Here is an 18,709-nt window from a genome sequence, read left to right as displayed (position 1 = left end):
AGGGTTTGATTATCGCGTCTCTTTACTTCCGAAACGCCTCTCCTGATACAGCGTCGCCACCCCGGCAAAATATTCTGTCAGATAATTAATGCACACCTGCACCTTCAGCGGCAGTTTATCCCGTTCGGTGTACAGCGCGTAAACCGGGCGCGGATCGGACTGGTAGCGCGGGAACAGGATCTCCAGTTCGCCCCGGTTGATCTCGTCGATCACCCACATCAGCGGTACATACGCGATCCCGGCCCCTTCAATCAGCCAGCGCGACAGCGTCATCGGATCGTTGGTGACAAAACGCCCTTGCGGGATCAGGCGCGTGGAGAGCCCTTCCGGTGCGATCAGCTCAAACTCATTGTCGGGACGCACACTGTATTCAAGCCATGAATGATTGCTGAGATCCGAAGGCTTTTCCGGCGTGCCGTAGCGCGCAAGATAGGACTTCGCCGCGCAGACCACCATCGGCATCGCGCCAAGCCGTTTAGAAAACAGGCTCGAATCCTGAAGCGCGCCGACGCGGATCACCACATCCAGCCCGTCAGCGATCAGATCCGGCGCAGGAATACCAGTCACCAGATTGACGGTCAAACCCGGATATTCGCGCAACATTTGCGCTGTCATTCCCGCCAGGACATTTTGTGCCATAGTTGAAGAACACCCAATACGCAGGGTGCCAATGGGCGTGTTGTTAAAGGCGTAGAGCTGCTCATGCACCGATTGCACTTCATGGAGCATTTTGCGGCAGCCCTGGTAATAGATTTTTCCCGCCTCAGTCAGCCCGATACTGCGCGTACTGCGGTTTAACAGTTTGACCTGTAATTCGTCCTCCAGCTTCGACACGGTCTGGCTGATGGACGAGACGCTCATGTCCAACTGTTTAGCGGCGCGGGTAAAAGAGCCTTGCTCAACAACCCGCGCGAAAATCGACATACGTTTCAGGCGTTCCATTGTTCACTCTGAGTGAAAAGTGATTTAGATCACATATGATAGATGACTTATTATAAATTACGTTAATATATTATTAACGAGGTAACTAACCCGCACGCGTCCACCGTCCTTCCTGACTTTGTGCACCCGGTTATCCATCACTAATTCGCCTGCACGCTAATCAAGGTTCGTATGAGTTTATTTCCGGTTATCGTGGTTTTCGGTCTCTCTTTTCCGCCGATATTCTTCGAGCTGCTTTTGTCACTGGCGATTTTCTGGCTGGTGCGCCGTTTGCTGACCCCAACAGGGATCTATGATTTTGTCTGGCATCCGGCATTGTTTAATACCGCGCTGTATTGCTGCCTGTTTTATCTGATATCGCGCTTATTTGTCTGAGGTTGATGTGAAAGCACTTACAAGAAAAATATCCCGAACGGCGATCACCCTGGCGCTGGTAGCGCTGGCCTTCGTCGCCATTTTCCGTGCCTGGGTTTACTACACCGAATCGCCCTGGACGCGCGATGCGCGTTTCAGCGCCGATGTGGTGGCCATTGCCCCTGACGTCGCCGGGTTGATCACCCAGGTAATGGTTCACGATAACCAACTGGTGAAAAAAGACCAGGTGCTGTTCACCATTGACCAACCGCGCTACCAGAAGGCGCTGGAAGAAGCCGAAGCGGACGTGTCCTATTATCAGGCGTTAGCCGCAGAAAAACGCCGCGAAGCCGGACGTCGCAACAAACTCGGCATTCAGGCGATGTCGCGCGAAGAGATTGAACAGTCCAACAACGTGCTGCAAACCGTGCTGCATCAAATGGCGCGTGCGCAAGCAACCCGCGATCTGGCGAAGCTGGATTTAGAACGCACCGTGATCCGTGCGCCTGCCGACGGCTGGGTCACTAACCTCAACGTGTACGCCGGGGAGTTTATCACCCGGGGTTCCACCGCCGTGGCGCTGGTTAAGCAGCACTCATTCTATGTGCTGGCCTATATGGAAGAAACAAAGCTGGAAGGCGTGCGCCCTGGCTTCCGTGCCGAAATTACACCGCTTGGCAGCAACCGCGTGCTGCGGGGCACCGTGGATAGCGTGGCGGCGGGCGTGACTAACGCCAGCAGCAGCAACGACGGTAAAGGCATGGCATCGGTCGATTCCAATCTGGAGTGGGTACGTCTGGCCCAGCGTGTGCCGGTACGCATTCGTCTGGATGAGCAGACCGGTAATCTGTTCCCGGCGGGCACCACGGCGACCGTGGTGATCACCGGCGATAAAGATCGGGATAACCGCAATGCGTCGCCGTTTAACCGCCTGATGCACCGTCTGCGCGAGTTCGGTTAATCCCATGGGTATTTTTTCCATCGCGCCGCAGCACGTTCGTTTTGCGCTGAAACTGGCCACAGCCATTGTGCTGGCGCTGTTTATTGGCTTCCATTTTCAGCTGGAAACCCCGCGCTGGGCGGTGTTAACCGCGGCGATTGTGGCGGCAGGCCCGGCATTTGCCGCAGGCGGCGAGCCGTGGTCAGGGGCGATCCGTTATCGCGGGATGCTGCGTATCGTCGGGACCTTTATTGGCAGTATCGCCGCCCTGATTATCATTATTTCTATGATCCGCGCGCCGGTGGTGATGCTGATGGCGTGCTGCATCTGGGCCGGCTTTTGTACCTGGATATCGTCGCTGGTTAAGGTCGAGAACTCTTATGCCTGGGGGCTGGCGGGCTATACCGCGTTAATTATCGTTATTACCGTGCAGGCCGAACCGCTGCTGACGCCGCAATTCGCCGTGGAGCGCTGTAGTGAGATCGTGATTGGCATCTGCTGCGCCATCGCCGCCGACCTGCTGTTTTCTCCGCGCTCCATCAAACAGGAAATCGACCGCGAGCTGGATGCGCTGCTGGTGGATCATTACCGCCTGATGCAACTGTGCATCGCCCACGGCGACAGCGAGGTGGTGGACAAAGCCTGGGGCAACCTGGTGCGTCGCACCACGGCGCTGGAAGGAATGCGTAGCAACCTGAATATGGAGTCGTCGCGCTGGGCGCGCGCCAACCAACGGCTAAAAGTCATCAATACGCTCTCGCTAACCTTGATAACCCAGGCCTGTGAAACCTGGCTGATTCAGAACACCCGCCCGGAAGCGGTACCACCGGAATACCATGAGTTTTTCAGCGAGCCGGTTGAAACGGTAGCAGATGTCCATAAGCGCCTGAAATTTATCCGTCGCGCAATGGCCTGGACCGGCGAGAGCGACACGCCCGTGACAATTTATAGCTGGGTTGGCGCGGCGACGCGCTTTCTGCTGCTCAAGCGCGGCGTGATCGGCAATACGCGCATCAGCGCTGTGGAAGAAGAAATTCTCGAAGGCGAAGTGGTGGTGAAAGCGGCCTCGGCGGAGCGTCATCATGCGATGATCAACTTCTGGCGCACCACGGTGTCGTGCATGCTCGGCACGCTGTTCTGGCTGTGGACCGGCTGGACATCCGGTAGCGGCGCGATGGTGATGATCGCCGTGGTCACGGCGCTGGCGATGCGCTTGCCCAACCCGCGGATGGTGTCGCTGGATTTCCTGCTGGGTACCCTGGCGGCGCTGCCGCTCGGCGCGTTTTACTTCCTGATTGTGCTGCCAGCAACCCAGCAGAGCATGTTGCTGCTGTGCATCAGCCTGGCGCTGCTGGGGTTCTTTATCGGCATTGAAGTACAAAAGCGGCGCTTAGGTTCGCTGGGCGCGCTGGCCAGCACCATCAATATTATTGTGCTGGATAACCCAATGACCTTTGAGTTCAGCCGCTTTCTGGACAGCGCCCTCGGCCAGATTGTGGGCTGCTTCCTGGCGATGATGGTGATCCTGCTGATCCGCGATAATTCCCAGGCGCAAACCGGGCGGGCCTTGCTTAACCGGTTTATGCTGGCGGCGGTGTCGGCAATGACCACCAACAAGGCGCGGCGCAAGGAGAACCATCTTCCGGCGCTGTATCAGCAACTGTTTTTGTTGCTGAGTAAATTCCCCGGCGATATCGCCAAATTTCGCCTGGCGCTGAATTTAATCATTGCTCACCAGCGACTGCGCGATGCGCCGATCCCCGAGAATGACGATTTGTCGGCGTTTCACCGCCAGTTACGCCGCACCGCTGACCGGGTGGTATCGGCCTCCAGCGACGATAAGCGCCACCAGACCTTCCTGCAACTGCTCGACGAGCTTGATATCTATCAGCAAAAATTGCAGGTCTGGGAAGCGCCGCTGTCGGTCACCGAGTCGGTGAAGCGGTTGACCTCGATGCTACGAAAATATCAGCATGCCCTGACAGATAATTGACGGCTGCCGCACAGCGTAAAAACCGACGCCCGGGCGTCGGTTTTTTTGTAGCTATACTTAGCCGAGGGTGCAAAAAAGCACCCTCCATCAGGAGGAAACGATGACAACACAAGCACTCCAGGACAGTGAACTCTTTAAAACAGGCTATCTGGTTAATGGTGAATGGCATCAGGCCGGCGAGACCTTTGACGTAGTGAATCCGGCGACGGGTGAAGTGATTGCGAAAGTCGCGAAAGCGGGTAAGAAAGAGACACAGGCAGCTATCGCTGCGGCCAGTAAGGCCTTCCCGGCCTGGCGGGAAAAGACGGCGAAAGAGCGTTCCACGTTACTGTACCGCTGGTTTGAGCTGATTAACGAAAATAAAAGCTGGCTGGCGCGCTTAATGACCCTCGAACAGGGCAAGCCGCTGAAAGAAGCGGAAGGCGAAGTGGACTACGCCGCCAGTTTTATCCAGTGGTTTGCCGAGCAGGCGAAACGCGCCAACGGCGAGATTATCCCGCCGGCTAAACCGGGGTCACGCATCCTGGCGACCCGTGAACCGGTTGGCGTGGTTGCGGCGATCACCCCGTGGAACTTCCCGATGGCGATGCTGACCCGCAAACTCGGTCCGGCGCTGGCGGCGGGCTGTACTGGCGTGATTAAACCCGCCAATAACACCCCGCTGTGCGCGTTCGCGCTGCTGGCGCTGGCGAAAAAAGCGGGCATTCCGGATGGCGTGTTGAATGCGGTAGCCGGGAAAACATCAGAAATCAGCGACGCCATTATGGAAAGCCATGAAGTGCGCAAAATCTCTTTCACCGGGTCGACTGCAGTGGGTAAAACCCTGGTGCGCAACGCGGCGGAAACCATGAAAAAAGTCTCCATGGAGCTGGGAGGCAATGCGCCGTATATCGTGTTTGACGATGCGGATATTGATGCGGCGGTGAAAGGTGCGATCGCCAATAAATTCCGTAACGCCGGGCAGGTGTGCGTCAGCGTTAACCGCTTCTTTATTCAGGATGGCGTCTATGACCGCTTCGTGAACCAACTGGCCGAGGCGGTGAAGCAGTTGAAAGTGGGTAATGGTCTGGAAGAGGGTGTGATTGTCGGGCCGCTGATTGAGAAAGCCGGCGTGGATAAAGTCCGCGAGCATGTGGAAGATGCGCTCGCGAAAGGCGCAAAAGTGCTGGCAGGCGGGAAAGCGCACGATCTTGGCGGCAACTTCTGGCAGCCGACGGTGCTGATTGATGCCACCGATGACATGAAGCTTGCCCAGGAAGAGACCTTTGGTCCGCTGGCTGCCTGCTTCCGCTTTAGCAGCGAAGAAGAGGTGGTTGAACGCGCCAACAATACGCCGTATGGCCTGGCCGCCTATTTTTACACCCAGAATCTACAGCGGGTATTCCGCGTCTCTTCGCAGCTTGAAAGTGGAATGATCGGCGTGAACGACTGCGCGGTATCTACCGAGCTGGGGCCGTTCGGCGGCGTGAAAGAATCCGGGCTGGGGCGCGAAGGATCGGTACTGGGGCTGGACGAATATCTGGAAGTGAAAACCCTGCATATCGGCGGACTCTAACCTGTGACCACACCGATGGGTGACAAACAATGCAAATCTACACGTTTGACTTTGATGAAATCACCGATCAGGCCGATTTTTATCGCGACTTTACCCGGTCGTTTGGCTTAACGAAACAGCAGGTGAATAATCTGGATAGCTTGTGGGAGGTGGTGACGGAAGGGTATTTGCCGTTGCCGCTGGAGATTGAATTTGTTCACTTATCGGAAGAGAACCGTCGGCGGTTTGGCGCACTGATTTTGCTGTTTGATGAAGCAGAAGAGGAGTTGGAAGGCCAACTCCGCTTCAATATTCGTCATTCCACGTGACCGAAAAAAGCCCCAGGCGACCTGGGGCAAGTCGTCGGACACGACGACGAGGTTCTTATTTATACAGTTCTGCAGTGGCGTGCCAGGTATCACCGGTACGCGCTTCAATAACGCGGTAAGCGGTTGCGCCTTTCTGATCGGCTTTTTCAGCCAGCGCTTCGCGCATATCCATCGGCGAGCTGCCGTGCTGGGCAACAGAGATGGTGCCCATAGATTGCATGTTTTGGGCATCCTGTGCGCTAACTTGCTCAACAGCGGCGTTTGCGCCAAAAGCCATCAGGGAAGCCAGAGTCACAGCAGCAAGGGTAAATTTGGTTTTCATCGTTGTTTCCTCGTTTGAGTTTCTGTGGTCGGCAGGCGAAGTCACTGTACGGAACACAGAATAAATGTATGTATGCAGGTGAACAGGGTTAATGCTTATTTGTACAGCTCAGCAGTGGCGTGCCATTCGTCGCCAGAATGCGCTTCGATAACGCGGTAGGCGGATGCGCCTTTTTCCTGCGCTTTCTGATCGAGCATTTCGTTCATGTCCATCGGTGAGCTGGTCACGGAAGAGACAGTAACGGTGCCGAGTGACTGACGACCCTGGGCTTGTTGCGCGTCGATAGACGTTGCGGCAAAAGCGCCAAAGGAGAGCATTGAAAGCAGGCTTAAGGTGGCTACGGTTGATTTGATTTTCATGATCGTTACCTCGTCGTATTTTTATCTTTATCTTTGGGGTCTCATTTCGTGACCCTCATCACAAAATAAAGTATACACTAATAACGCGGAAAATTAATACCACGCTAATTATTTACAATGAAACTTTGTTTCCAGAAACGGACTTTTTATTCCCTGCTGTTATAAAAAATTTACATTTTGTGCGTTTATGAAAATAAATATCAATAAAATCATAAAGATAAATAAATTTGATAATTTGTGCTTTTTAGAAAAGATGTAATGGCTATGTAACGTTAACCCGTCAGACGTAACGGCTGGAGAGGAAATAAAAGGGGATATTTAATAACAACCGCCGCGGGCGCGGCGGTAGAAGAGAAGGCTTACAGTTCTTGTTCGAACAGTACCAGAATGGCTTCGTAGAGTTCTTTAACCGAAAAATCTCTCGCGGGGGTAGTAAAGATGGTGTCGTCCCCGGCGATAGTGCCCAGAATACCTTCGGCTTTACCCAACGAGTCAAGCAGACGCGCGATCAGCTGCGCCGCACCCGGGCTGGTGTGGATCACCACCACCGCATTGTTGTAATCAATATCCAGCACCAGATTTTTGAGTGGGCTGGACGTGGTCGGTACGCCCAGTTCCGCTGGCAGGCAGTAGACCATCTCCATTTTGGCGTTGCGTGTACGCACCGCACCGAATTTGGTCAGCATGCGAGAGACTTTGGACTGGTTAATGTTTTCGTAACCTTCGTCCTGCAACGCCTGGACAATCTCTCCCTGAGAACTGAATTTCTCTTCCTTTAATAACGCTTTGAAAGCTTTGACTAATTCTTCTTGTTTTGCCGAGCCGCGCATAGGTCACCTACAATCTGGCCAAAGAAACAACATTATTATGCATTTATCTGAATTTTTATGCAAATACCAGGCCGAAAATGTGGCTGAAATAATGTTATGAAAGCGGCGGATTTTATCAAATTTTGTTATTGGAGAACATGCCTGTGTCACGACTCGAAAATAAGCCATTAAGTAAATCAATTGTTATAAAAATGATGTTGTTTTGATGAATGAAGAGGGTGTAATGTAACCGCCTGTTGATATGTTGCTTCGGTAGCGATCCGGCTATTTTCCTGATGTGCGTGAGGTCTGTGCCATAAAGAGCCGGTATGACTTCTCAATCTGAAGGTGAAAAGATTGTAATGACTTCCGCCCTGGATAATCATGGTCGCCACCAAAGGAGTAACGGCACTTTAATTGCAAATCATAATAAGGAGTTTAGGATGAAAGTTGCAGTCCTCGGCGCGGCCGGTGGTATTGGCCAGGCGCTCGCCCTTCTACTCAAGACCCAACTGCCTTCAGGTTCAGAACTCTCCCTCTACGACATCGCACCGGTTACCCCGGGCGTCGCGGTTGATTTAAGCCATATCCCTACCGCGGTGAAGATCAAAGGCTTCTCCGGCGAAGACGCGACTCCGGCGCTGGAAGGCGCAGACGTTGTGCTGATTTCCGCAGGCGTGGCGCGTAAACCGGGTATGGATCGCTCTGACCTGTTTAACGTCAACGCGGGCATCGTTAAAAACCTGGTGCAGCAGATTGCCACCACCTGCCCGAAAGCGTGCATCGGCATCATCACTAACCCGGTAAACACCACTGTTGCTATCGCAGCGGAAGTGCTGAAAAAAGCCGGTGTTTACGATAAGAACAAACTGTTCGGCGTGACTACGCTGGATATCATCCGCTCCAACACCTTTGTAGCGGAACTGAAAGGCAAACAGCCGACCGAGGTTGAAGTCCCGGTGATCGGCGGCCACTCTGGCGTGACCATTCTGCCGCTGCTGTCCCAGATCCCAGACGTGAGCTTCTCCGAGCAGGAAGTGGCCGACTTGACCAAACGTATTCAGAACGCGGGCACCGAAGTGGTAGAAGCCAAAGCGGGTGGCGGATCGGCAACTCTGTCGATGGGCCAGGCGGCGGCGCGTTTCGGTCTGTCTCTGGTTCGCGCGATGCAGGGCGAAAAAGGCGTGGTTGAGTGTGCCTATGTAGAAGGCGACGGCGAACACGCGCGTTTCTTCTCTCAGCCGCTGCTGCTGGGTAAAAACGGTATTGAAGAGCGTCAGAGCATCGGCACCCTGAGCGCGTTTGAACAGCAGGCGCTGGAAGGCATGCTGGATACCCTGAAAAAAGACATCACCCTGGGCGAAGAGTTCGTTAACAAATAATCGTCGCGGGTTCAGAAAGCAAAACCGGAACATCAGTTCCGGTTTTTTTTCGTCGGTTAGTTGGTCGCCGGATATTCCTGAACGGTGACCTGTAGCGTGAGTTTCTTATCATCACGCATCACCACCACCGGGATGACCGAGCCGGGGCGAATCTCCGCCACCTGGTCCATGGTTTCCAGCGCCGAAATAGCGGGTTTATTGTTTACTGAGACGATCACATCGTTGACCTGAATACCGGCATGCGCCGCCGGGCCGTCCGGGGTCACTTCGTTGACGATAATCCCCTGGATCTGATCGATGCCCATTGCCGGACCGTGCATTGGCGCGATTTCCCGCCCGCCGATGCCGATATAACCACGTATCACGCGGCCATCGCGGATCAGCTTATCCATAATCTTGGTCGCCAGCTGCGTCGGGATCGCGAAGCCAATTCCTTCCGGCGTTTCGCCGTCGTTGCTTTTATCAAACGACAGAGTATTGATGCCCATGAGCTCGCCCAGCGAGTTCACCAGCGCACCGCCGGAGTTACCGTGGTTAATCGAGGCATCGGTTTGCAGGAAGCTTTGCCGCCCGGACGGGTTAAGGCCGATACGACCCGTGGCGCTGATTATCCCCTGGGTAATGGTTTGCCCCAGGTTATAGGGGTTGCCGATAGCCATCACGATATCGCCAATATGCGGCATGCGTTTCCCGTTAATCGGAATGATGGGCAGCGAGGTGGCGTTGATTTTTAAAACCGCCAGATCGGTCAGGCTGTCGGAGCCGACCAACAGCGCTTCAAAGACTCGCCCATCCTGCAAGGCGACGATGATCTGGTCGGCATCGTTAATCACGTGTTTATTGGTGAGGATATAGCCGCGCTGATCCATGATCACGCCCGAGCCGAGGGTGCGGATTTCCAGTTGATTACGCCCGCCGTTGCTGACGCCACGGTTATAGACGTTCACCACCGCAGGCGCAGCGCGGCGCACCGCCGAGTTATAACTCAGTGGGGTGTCATCGGCGCTGTTATACGCAGGCGTTGATTCGGTGCCGTTTTTGCGTAATGACGGCATCAGCGCCAATAGCAGCGCAGCGACAATCAGTCCAAAAAAGACGGGCCGTAAAAGCTTCAGAAACATGGGTAAACGTTAATTAGCAGGGAGACCGGAGGGAGCATATCACGAGATTCACAGACATCACACGCGGCGGTGTGATGTCTGTGCGCAAAACGGCTAGCGTAACAACAGATAGATGCTGTCATTACCGCGCACGACGTGCAGGGCAACAATCGACGGTTTCGACTCCATCAGTTTACGCATCTCAGCGATGGTGCTGACGCGATCGCTGTTGACGCCAATAATTACATCATCCTTATGCAATCCGGCCTGTGCCGCCGCGCTGCCTTTTTCAACGTTCTCAATCGTGACGCCTTTGGTGCCGTCTTTCAGTTGACCGTCGCTCAGCGTCGCGCCCTGTAGTGCCGGGATAATCATCTCCGCGCTGGCGGACGACGAGGTGCTCTTATCCAGCGTCACTTCCACATCCAGCGGCTTCCCGTCACGCAGTAATCCTAATTTCACTTTGGTGCCCGGCGCGGTGGTAGCGATGCGCGAGCGCAGCTCGGCAAAGCTGTTCAGGGTTTTGCCGTTGAGGCTGACGATCACATCGCCGGATTTAATGCCCGCTTTCGCCGAGCCGGAATTCGGCAACACTTCACTGACGAATGCGCCGCGCTGAACGTTGAGATTAAAGGCTTTCGCCAGATCCGCGCTCATCTCGGTGCCCTTAATGCCTAACAGGCCGCGTTTGATTTCGCCGGACTGAATCAGCTGGGTCGCCAGGGTTTGCGCCATATTGCTGGGGATGGCGAAGCCAATACCGACGCTGCCGCCCCCCGGCGCGAGAATAGCGGTATTAATGCCGATCAACTCGCCGTTAAGATTCAGCAGCGCGCCGCCGGAGTTGCCGCGGTTAATTGAAGCGTCGGTCTGGATAAAGTTTTCCAGCCCTTCGAGATTCAGCCCGCTGCGGCCCAGCGCGGAGATAATCCCTGAGGTGGCGGTTTGCCCCAGACCAAACGGGTTGCCTACCGCTATGGCGAAATCGCCAACGCGCAGGGCGTCGGAGTCCGCGACTTTAATTTGCGTCAGGTTAGTGGCGTTTTGCAGTTGCAATAGCGCGATATCGCTCTGGTCGTCGCCGCCGATCAGTTTGGCATCAAACTCGCGGCCATCATTCAATTGAACGCTGATTTTTTGCGCCTGGTTGATCACATGATTGTTGGTCAGAACATAGCCTTTCGCTGCGTCAATAATGACGCCGGAGCCGAGGCCTTCAAACGGCTGCGCAGGCTGATCGGGCAACTCTTCACCGAAGAACTTCTTCAGTTCTTCCGGCACTTTCTGGCTCTGGGTGGCGGTGCCTTCAACCTGCACGCTTACCACCGCAGGCAGCACTTTTTCCAGTACCGGCGCAAGGCTTGGGAGCGCCCCCTGGCCTGGAACCTGGGACGGGATTGCCGCTGCTACCTGACTCGGTGCCGAGAGGGATAACCCGACACTTAACGCTAACGCACTCAACAACAGGGTTTGTTTTTTCATGAATGCTCGCTCTCGCAACCTGGAATAAGAAATGTCACCCAAAACGTGTCGATGTTATTGAATTCCCGAACGGGTAACAATGAAGACATTGTGATAACAGATATCTTTTACTATACGTCAGGCACAAAAAAACAGGGCGCGAATATCGCGCCCTGAAGAAAAAATGCTGTGTGGTGATTAATCGCGTTTTGCGCCATTGCGCAGCAGGCCTGATGCGCCTTCGGAATAATCGCGCGGCATCTGCACCGGCGCCTGGTCGTTACCGGCTTCGGATTCTGCCAGACGGTTGCGGAATGGATTGGACTCCGCCGACATTTCCGGCAGCAGGCTGCTGGAGCTTTTCGCCATATGCTGATAAAGCTGGCGATAGTCGTGGGCCATGTTATCCAGCAGTTCGGCGCTGCGGGCGAAATGGCTCACCAGCTCCTCACGGTACTCTTCAAGCTCTGCTTTGTTTTTTTCCAGCTCATACTGGAGGGCCTGTTGCTGACGTAATTTACGATTACCAAAGCGCATTGCGACGGCACCGATGATGATACCGACCACTAACCCAATTAGCGCGTATTCCCAGGTCATGAACATCTCCCGTTGTATTGTGTTTCCGTAGGGTAAGAATAGCGAGGCCTGCCTTACCTTCGCCCAATAATGCCACTATAACCGTTAACGGTGCAGAAGTGGAATCCTGCAGGCGCATCGCGTAGTGTAGTACGGCCTTTTTTTCGCCAGCCGTGATCTACGGCAAACCGATTTTCAAGGAATAACAACAACATCATGCAAAACCTTTCCCCCACATCGCGTTACCTTCAGGCACTTCAGGATAAATCCCATCAACCTGACGACGTGCAGCGCGAGGCAGTTAGCCGCCTCGATGCAATTTATCAGGAACTGACGGCGAAGCGCGCCGAACCGGCGCAAGAGCAGGGGCTCAAAGCCGCATTCAGCAAATTGCTGGGCAAACGCCCGAGCGCGCCGCCTGCGCCGGTACGCGGCTTATATATGTGGGGCGGCGTGGGACGCGGTAAGACATGGCTGATGGATATGTTCTATCAAAGCCTGCCGGGGGAGCGAAAGCAGCGTCTGCACTTCCACCGCTTTATGCTGCACGTGCATGAGGAACTGGGGCAGTTGCAGGGGCAGACCGACCCGCTCGAAATCATCGCCGATCGGTTTAAAGCTAAAACCGACGTACTGTGCTTTGACGAGTTTTTTGTTTCCGATATCACCGACGCCATGCTGCTGGGCGGCTTAATGAAAGCGCTGTTCAGCCGGGGCATCACCCTGGTGGCGACGTCCAACATTCCGCCGGACGACCTGTACCGCAACGGCTTACAGCGCGCCCGCTTTCTACCGGCCATCGAAGCCATCAAACAGTATTGTGATGTGATGAACGTTGACGCGGGGATTGATTACCGCCTGCGCACCTTGACTCAGGCGCACCTGTGGCTCACGCCGCTCAACGACGAGACGCGCCAGCAGATGGATACCCTGTGGCGCGCGCTGGCGGGCGGCACGCGGGCTAATACCCCAACGCTGGAAATCAACCATCGTCCCTTAGCGACGCTGGGCGTCGAGAACCAAACCCTGGCGGTGAGTTTCGACACGCTGTGCGTTGATGCGCGCAGCCAGCACGATTACATCGAACTGTCGCGCCAGTTCCATACCGTGATGCTGCACGACGTGGCGGTAATGACGCCGCTGATGGAAAGCGAGGCCCGGCGGTTTATCGCGCTGGTGGATGAATTTTACGAGCGCCACGTCAAACTGGTGGTCTGTGCCGCCGCGCCGATGTTTGAAATTTATCGCGGTGAACGCCTCAAATTTGAGTTCCAGCGCTGCCTGTCGCGGCTTCAGGAGATGCAGAGCGAGGAATACCTGAAACGCGAGCACATGCCGTAATAATGCGGCGCGCGCGCGGAGAATTCCTACGTTTGTTCACAAAAAGTGGTCGATCTTTGAGGTCGACTTCTCTATAATCCTGCGACCCCACGTTACAAGAAGGTTTTTTTCCCAAAACTTTCTCTGCGCCGGCATAGGCTATTCGAAGGGGTAGGTTTGCTGGACAATGTCGTGTGAACCTCAACTGACTAAACGTTTGGGTGTTCACCAACGTGTAACTTATTTATTTGGGTAAGCTTTTAATGAAAACTTTTACAGCTAAACCAGAAACCGTAAAACGCGACTGGTATGTTGTTGACGCGACCGGTAAAACTCTGGGCCGTCTGGCTACTGAACTGGCTCGTCGCCTGCGCGGTAAGCATAAAGCGGAATACACTCCGCACGTTGATACCGGTGACTACATCATCGTTCTGAACGCAGAAAAAGTTGCTGTAACCGGCAACAAGCGTTCTGACAAAATGTATTACCACCACACCGGCCACATCGGTGGTATCAAAGAAGCGACCTTTGAAGAGATGATTGCCCGCCGTCCTGAGCGTGTGATTGAAATCGCGGTTAAAGGCATGCTGCCAAAAGGCCCGCTGGGTCGTGCTATGTACCGTAAACTGAAAGTTTACGCGGGTAACGAGCACAACCACGCGGCACAGCAACCGCAAGTTCTGGACATCTAATCGGGATTATAGGCAATGGCTGAAAATCAATACTACGGCACTGGTCGCCGCAAAAGTTCCGCTGCTCGTGTTTTCATCAAACCGGGTAACGGCAAAATCGTTATCAACCAACGTTCTCTGGAACAGTACTTTGGCCGTGAAACTGCCCGCATGGTAGTTCGTCAGCCGCTGGAACTGGTCGACATGGTTGAGAAACTGGATCTGTACATCACTGTTAAAGGTGGTGGTATCTCTGGTCAGGCTGGTGCGATCCGTCACGGTATCACCCGCGCTCTGATGGAGTACGATGAGTCTCTGCGTTCTGAACTGCGTAAAGCTGGCTTCGTTACTCGTGACGCTCGTCAGGTTGAACGTAAGAAAGTCGGCCTGCGTAAAGCACGTCGTCGTCCGCAGTACTCTAAACGTTAATTCTTTTCTGCTTTGCAGAATCGAATGGCGAAAAAGCCCGGTCTTGTACCGGGTTTTTTTATGGCGAATTTCCTGGAAACCGCCTAAATGTCTGGTGCTGCATTACTTTTAAGGCAAATCCCGCATCCCCTCACCACAAAGCCCTCAAAATCTGGTAAACTATCATCCAATTTTCTGCCCAAATGCTGGTAACTGTTCACATTTTGGTCTGAGCACGGGCTGCGATGTCAGTTCGGCAGGGAAGGGTAACCCATAAAGCCTGGCCGCCGTTGCGGCTGGTAGCAGTATTTTTCTGAATATACCTGGAGGTTTTCATGGCTGTCGCTGCCAACAAACGTTCGGTAATGACGCTGTTTTCTGGTCCTACTGATATCTATAGCCATCAGGTTCGTATCGTCCTGGCAGAGAAGGGTGTCAGTTTTGAAATTGAACATGTGGACGCCGATAACGTTCCACAGGATCTGATCGACCTCAACCCGAATCAAAGCGTTCCGACTCTGGTAGACCGTGAACTGACGTTGTGGGAATCCCGCATCATCATGGAATACCTTGATGAGCGTTTCCCGCACCCTCCGCTGATGCCGGTCTATCCGGTTGCGCGTGGTGAAAGCCGTCTCTACATGCATCGTATCGAAAAAGACTGGTACAGCTTGATGAATGTAGTGGTTAACGGTTCCGCGCAGGAAGCCGACAACGCGCGTAAACAGCTGCGCGAAGAACTGCTGGCAATCGCCCCGGTGTTTGGCCAAAAACCTTACTTCCTGAGCGATGAATTCAGCCTGGTGGATTGCTACCTGGCACCGCTGCTGTGGCGTTTACCGCAGCTGGGCATCGAACTCGTCGGCGCAGGTTCTAAAGAGCTTAAAGGCTATATGACCCGCGTATTCGAGCGTGATTCCTTCCTCGCTTCCCTGACGGAAGCCGAGCGCGAAATGCGTCTGCAAACCCGGGGCTAAACCGAATGGATATGTCGCAACTTTCTCCACGTCGTCCGTATCTGCTGCGAGCCTTCTATGAATGGCTGCTGGATAACCAGCTCACGCCGCACCTGGTCGTGGATGTGACGTTGCCGGGCGTCAACGTGCCGATGGAATACGCGCGTGACGGTCAAATCGTGCTGAACATCGCGCCGCGCGCGGTGGGCAATCTGGAGCTGGCCAACGACGAAGTGCGTTTTAACGCGCGTTTCGGCGGTGTGCCGCGCCAGGTGTATGTCCCGCTGGCTGCGGTACTGGCGATCTATGCACGTGAAAACGGCGCAGGCACCATGTTTGAGCCGGAATCCGCTTATGATGAAGAGGCGTCCAGCTTAAACGATGATGATTCAGGCATGGCGGAAAATGAAACCGTGATGTCGGTTATCGACGGCGACAAACCCGATCATGAAGACGATTCGCCGGATGACGATCCGCCGCCGCGCGGTGGCCGTCCGTCGTTACGCGTCGTGAAATAAAAAAAGCCAGGGCATAAACCCTGGCTTTTTTACGTTTGCAGAACCGCGTTTACGGCTGCTCTTCAGCCAGTTCGCGCAGGTACTGGAAAATCAAACGCGCGGATTTCGGCGCTTTATTGCCTTCTTTTTCCTTCTTCGCGTTGCGGATCAGCGAACGCAACTGCTGGCGATCCGCCTGCGGCCACAGTTTCAGCACTTCCGGCACCGCGTCATCGCCTTCTTCAATCAGGCGATCGCGCAACATTTCCAGCTTATGGAACAGCGCGACCTGCTGGTTATGGCGGTTTTTGAGCTTATCAAGCGCCTGGCGAATAGGCTCGACATCGCGGTTACGCAACATTTTTCCGATAAGCTGAAGCTGGCGGCGGCGACCCTCTTTTTTGATTTTCTGCGCCAGCTCGATGGCGGCACGCAGTTCCTCATCCAGCGGGATTTTATCCAGCGCGTTTTTACCCAGCTCAACCATCTCAAGGCCGAGGCGCTTTAACTCTTCGGCGTCGCGTTTAATCTCGCTTTTACTGACCCAGATAATTTCATCATCGTCGTCTTCGTTTTCATTATCGGGCACGTCGTCGAGCCAGTCTTCGGGCTGCTTTGTCATTTCAGGCTCCTTAAAAAAAGAGGCTAATACTATCAGTAATGGCGCGCACTGCGAAATGGTTCTCTGTTAGACTCACTTAAGACGTTTCGAATTATCACCTTACATTATGGCACTCGCGATGAAAGTAATCACACAAGTTGAAGCGCAGCGCAAAACGCTGGAACAGGCTGTCTCTCAGGCACTGGAACTCGCTGCCGGTAAAGCCGACGGTGCGGAAGTGGCGGTCAGCAAAACCACCGGCATCAGCGTTAGCACCCGCTACGGTGAAGTGGAAAACGTAGAATTTAACAGCGATGGCGCGCTGGGCATTACGGTTTATCATCAAAACCGTAAAGGCAGCGCTTCGTCCACCGATTTAAGCCCCGACGCCATTGCCCGCACCGTGCAGGCGGCGCTGGATATCGCCCGTTACACCTCGCCAGACCCGTGCGCAGGCGTAGCCGATAAAGAGCTGCTGGCCTTTGACGCCCCGGATTTGGACCTTTTCCACCCGGCGGAAGTCGACGCCGATCGCGCCATTGAACTGGCGGCACGCGCCGAAGAAGTGGCGCTTAAAGCGGATAAACGCATCACTAATACCGAAGGCGGCAGCTTTAACAGCCATTACGGCATTAAAGTGTTCGGCAACAGCCACGGTATGCTGCAAAGCTACTGCTCAACGCGCCATTCGCTTTCCAGCTGTGTGATTGCCGAGCAGGACGGCGATATGGAGCGTGATTATGCCTATACCATTGGCCGCGCCATTGAAGACTTACGTTCGCCGGAGTGGGTGGGCGAAGAGTGCGCCCAGCGCGTTTTATCACGCCTGGCACCGCGTAAGCTCTCCACCATGAAAGCACCGGTGATTTTCGCCCGTGAAGTGGCCACCGGCCTGTTTGGCCATCTGGTTGGCGCGATTGCTGGCGGTGCGGTGTACCGCAAATCAACCTTCCTGCTGGATTCGCTGGGTAAACAGATTCTGCCGGACTGGCTGACCATCGAAGAGCATCCGCATTTGCTAAAAGGGCTGGCCTCTACGCCGTTCGACAGCGAAGGGGTACGCACCGAGCGTCGCGATATCATCAAAGACGGCGTGCTCCAACAGTGGCTGCTGACCAACTATTCCGCGCGCAAGCTGGGCTTAACCAGTACCGGCCATGCGGGCGGCATCCACAACTGGCGCATCAACGGTCGCGGCTTAGGCTTCGACGCGCTGCTCAAAGAGATGGGTACCGGCCTGGTGGTCACTGAGCTGATGGGCCAGGGCGTCAGCGGCATTACCGGGGACTATTCCCGCGGCGCTGCCGGTTTCTGGGTAGAAAACGGCGTGATCCAGTATCCGGTGAGTGAAATCACCATTGCCGGGAACCTTAAAGACATGTGGCGCAATATGGTCACCATTGGCGACGATATCGAAACGCGCAGCAATATTCAGTGTGGTTCGGTGTTACTGCCGGAGATGAAAATCGCCGGTCAGTAAACGTAAGACAGGCGCGAGAAATCGCGCCTTTTTTATAACTAAAAAAAGGTGACCTAATGCGTAAGCAACTGATTGCAATGTTAGCCGTATCGTCCGTGTTATTCAGTGCCGCCGGTCTGGCGAAGGATCTTGAAGATGATATGGATATCCTCAACGACAATCTCAAAATCGTTCAAAAAACCGAAGATGCCGGTGAGATGAAAACGGCGTTAACCGCAATGCGCACCGCCGCGCTGGACGCGCAAAAAGGGACGCCGCCGAAGCTCGAAGACAAAGCGCCAGACAGCCCGGAAATGAAAGATTTTCGTCATGGGTTACAGACACTGGTCGGGCAAATCGACGGGGCACTGAAGCTGGCGAATGAAGGAAAAATCAAAGAGGCGCAGGCGGCAGCCGAAGCGTTTAAAACCACGCGCAACACCTATCACAAGAAGTATCGCTAATCGCTTTCCTGCTGGCGGGAGGCGTTTTCTCCCGCTTTCCCTGCACGTTTTGCCATAAGTAAATCCAATCTCTGTCACATTTCTTGCTTTCTCTGCGCAGCCTGATCGTTTGTTCCGACAACGGTTTTGATCGTTTTCCCGCGATACCCATCACACATTTCCAGCGATAAATCGCCGATCCCGCGTTTTCTGTGGAACAGATCACTATCACCACCGGCCTTTCCACTTCGAA

21 protein-coding genes are annotated in these 18,709 nt (G+C 54.4%); 13 read left to right on the top strand and 8 right to left on the bottom strand.

The window, feature by feature from the left end:
* Positions 1-9: 9 nt before the first annotated feature.
* On the bottom strand, positions 10-942 hold the full coding sequence (gene aaeR, locus RT120_RS15705; RefSeq protein ID WP_312984022.1) for an HTH-type transcriptional activator AaeR: 933 nt from the start codon (positions 940-942) through the stop codon (positions 10-12).
* Positions 943-1,113: 171 nt separating this feature from the next.
* On the opposite strand from aaeR, the gene aaeX reads away from it, so the two are divergent.
* From aaeX to RT120_RS15680, 5 genes are all read left to right on the top strand, one after another.
* Positions 1,114-1,317, top strand: a complete 204-nt coding sequence (gene aaeX / locus RT120_RS15700) for a p-hydroxybenzoic acid efflux pump operon protein AaeX (protein ID WP_002437480.1) — start codon at positions 1,114-1,116, stop codon at positions 1,315-1,317.
* Between the two features lie 7 nt (positions 1,318-1,324).
* The gene (gene aaeA, locus RT120_RS15695; RefSeq protein WP_312984021.1) at positions 1,325-2,257 is read left to right on the top strand and encodes a p-hydroxybenzoic acid efflux pump subunit AaeA; all 933 of its coding nucleotides are present in this window, start codon (positions 1,325-1,327) and stop codon (positions 2,255-2,257) included.
* Between the two features lie 4 nt (positions 2,258-2,261).
* On the top strand, positions 2,262-4,229 hold the full coding sequence (gene aaeB, locus RT120_RS15690; protein ID WP_312984019.1) for a p-hydroxybenzoic acid efflux pump subunit AaeB: 1,968 nt from the start codon (positions 2,262-2,264) through the stop codon (positions 4,227-4,229).
* A gap of 100 nt (positions 4,230-4,329) precedes the next feature.
* The gene (locus RT120_RS15685) at positions 4,330-5,784 is read left to right on the top strand and encodes an NAD-dependent succinate-semialdehyde dehydrogenase (protein WP_312984017.1); all 1,455 of its coding nucleotides are present in this window, start codon (positions 4,330-4,332) and stop codon (positions 5,782-5,784) included.
* 29 nt (positions 5,785-5,813) lie between these two features.
* Entirely contained in the window at positions 5,814-6,092 is a 279-nt protein-coding gene (locus RT120_RS15680) for a barstar family protein (RefSeq protein ID WP_312984014.1), read from the top strand.
* 55 nt (positions 6,093-6,147) lie between these two features.
* Here RT120_RS15680 and yhcN (RT120_RS15675) read toward each other — a convergent pair whose 3' ends face one another.
* The 3 genes from yhcN (RT120_RS15675) to argR all read right to left on the bottom strand — a co-directional run bounded on the left by yhcN (RT120_RS15675) (position 6,148) and on the right by argR (position 7,603).
* A complete protein-coding gene (gene yhcN / locus RT120_RS15675) occupies positions 6,148-6,414 on the bottom strand; it encodes a peroxide/acid stress response protein YhcN (protein ID WP_312984012.1) in 267 nt (88 codons plus the stop codon).
* A gap of 95 nt (positions 6,415-6,509) precedes the next feature.
* Positions 6,510-6,773: a peroxide/acid stress response protein YhcN gene (gene yhcN, locus RT120_RS15670; RefSeq protein ID WP_312984009.1), complete on the bottom strand. Its 264-nt coding sequence runs from the start codon at positions 6,771-6,773 to the stop codon at positions 6,510-6,512.
* A 359-nt stretch (positions 6,774-7,132) separates the two neighbouring features.
* On the bottom strand, positions 7,133-7,603 hold the full coding sequence (argR, locus tag RT120_RS15665) for a transcriptional regulator ArgR (RefSeq protein WP_312984006.1): 471 nt from the start codon (positions 7,601-7,603) through the stop codon (positions 7,133-7,135).
* Positions 7,604-8,025: 422 nt separating this feature from the next.
* Here argR and mdh point away from each other — a divergent pair, with 422 nt between their 5' ends.
* On the top strand, positions 8,026-8,964 hold the full coding sequence (gene mdh, locus RT120_RS15660) for a malate dehydrogenase (RefSeq protein WP_312984004.1): 939 nt from the start codon (positions 8,026-8,028) through the stop codon (positions 8,962-8,964).
* Between the two features lie 56 nt (positions 8,965-9,020).
* On the opposite strand, the gene degS is transcribed toward mdh, so the two are convergent.
* From degS to zapG, 3 genes are all read right to left on the bottom strand, one after another.
* Complete coding sequence (degS, locus tag RT120_RS15655; RefSeq protein WP_312984001.1) at positions 9,021-10,085, bottom strand: outer membrane-stress sensor serine endopeptidase DegS; 1,065 nt, start codon at positions 10,083-10,085, stop codon at positions 9,021-9,023.
* Between the two features lie 93 nt (positions 10,086-10,178).
* Complete coding sequence (degQ, locus tag RT120_RS15650; protein WP_312983999.1) at positions 10,179-11,546, bottom strand: serine endoprotease DegQ; 1,368 nt, start codon at positions 11,544-11,546, stop codon at positions 10,179-10,181.
* 177 nt (positions 11,547-11,723) lie between these two features.
* A complete protein-coding gene (gene zapG / locus RT120_RS15645; protein WP_161659240.1) occupies positions 11,724-12,122 on the bottom strand; it encodes a Z-ring associated protein ZapG in 399 nt (132 codons plus the stop codon).
* A 195-nt stretch (positions 12,123-12,317) separates the two neighbouring features.
* Here zapG and zapE point away from each other — a divergent pair, with 195 nt between their 5' ends.
* The 5 genes from zapE to sspB all read left to right on the top strand — a co-directional run bounded on the left by zapE (position 12,318) and on the right by sspB (position 15,974).
* Positions 12,318-13,442, top strand: coding sequence for a cell division protein ZapE (gene zapE, locus RT120_RS15640; RefSeq protein WP_312983996.1), 1,125 nt, complete (start codon positions 12,318-12,320; stop codon positions 13,440-13,442).
* A gap of 242 nt (positions 13,443-13,684) precedes the next feature.
* Positions 13,685-14,113 carry a 50S ribosomal protein L13 gene (rplM, locus tag RT120_RS15635; protein ID WP_002437467.1) on the top strand — a complete coding sequence of 143 codons (429 nt, stop codon included), beginning with the start codon at positions 13,685-13,687 and terminating at the stop codon, positions 14,111-14,113.
* Between the two features lie 15 nt (positions 14,114-14,128).
* Complete coding sequence (gene rpsI / locus RT120_RS15630) at positions 14,129-14,521, top strand: 30S ribosomal protein S9 (RefSeq protein ID WP_002437466.1); 393 nt, start codon at positions 14,129-14,131, stop codon at positions 14,519-14,521.
* Positions 14,522-14,835: 314 nt separating this feature from the next.
* Positions 14,836-15,477, top strand: coding sequence for a stringent starvation protein SspA (gene sspA / locus RT120_RS15625; RefSeq protein WP_312983993.1), 642 nt, complete (start codon positions 14,836-14,838; stop codon positions 15,475-15,477).
* Between the two features lie 5 nt (positions 15,478-15,482).
* A complete protein-coding gene (sspB, locus tag RT120_RS15620) occupies positions 15,483-15,974 on the top strand; it encodes a ClpXP protease specificity-enhancing factor (RefSeq protein ID WP_125293006.1) in 492 nt (163 codons plus the stop codon).
* Between the two features lie 49 nt (positions 15,975-16,023).
* Here sspB and yjgA read toward each other — a convergent pair whose 3' ends face one another.
* The gene (gene yjgA / locus RT120_RS15615; RefSeq protein WP_312983990.1) at positions 16,024-16,575 is read right to left on the bottom strand and encodes a ribosome biogenesis factor YjgA; all 552 of its coding nucleotides are present in this window, start codon (positions 16,573-16,575) and stop codon (positions 16,024-16,026) included.
* A 106-nt stretch (positions 16,576-16,681) separates the two neighbouring features.
* Here yjgA and pmbA point away from each other — a divergent pair, with 106 nt between their 5' ends.
* Both pmbA and cybC read left to right on the top strand, forming a co-directional pair.
* A complete protein-coding gene (gene pmbA / locus RT120_RS15610) occupies positions 16,682-18,034 on the top strand; it encodes a metalloprotease PmbA (protein WP_312983989.1) in 1,353 nt (450 codons plus the stop codon).
* A gap of 56 nt (positions 18,035-18,090) precedes the next feature.
* Positions 18,091-18,477 carry a cytochrome b562 gene (gene cybC / locus RT120_RS15605; protein ID WP_312983988.1) on the top strand — a complete coding sequence of 129 codons (387 nt, stop codon included), beginning with the start codon at positions 18,091-18,093 and terminating at the stop codon, positions 18,475-18,477.
* Positions 18,478-18,709 lie beyond the last annotated feature (232 nt).

Source organism: Atlantibacter sp. (assembly GCF_032062175.1).
Classification (GTDB): domain Bacteria; phylum Pseudomonadota; class Gammaproteobacteria; order Enterobacterales; family Enterobacteriaceae; genus Atlantibacter.
This window is presented reverse-complemented; position numbering and strand designations above follow the sequence as displayed.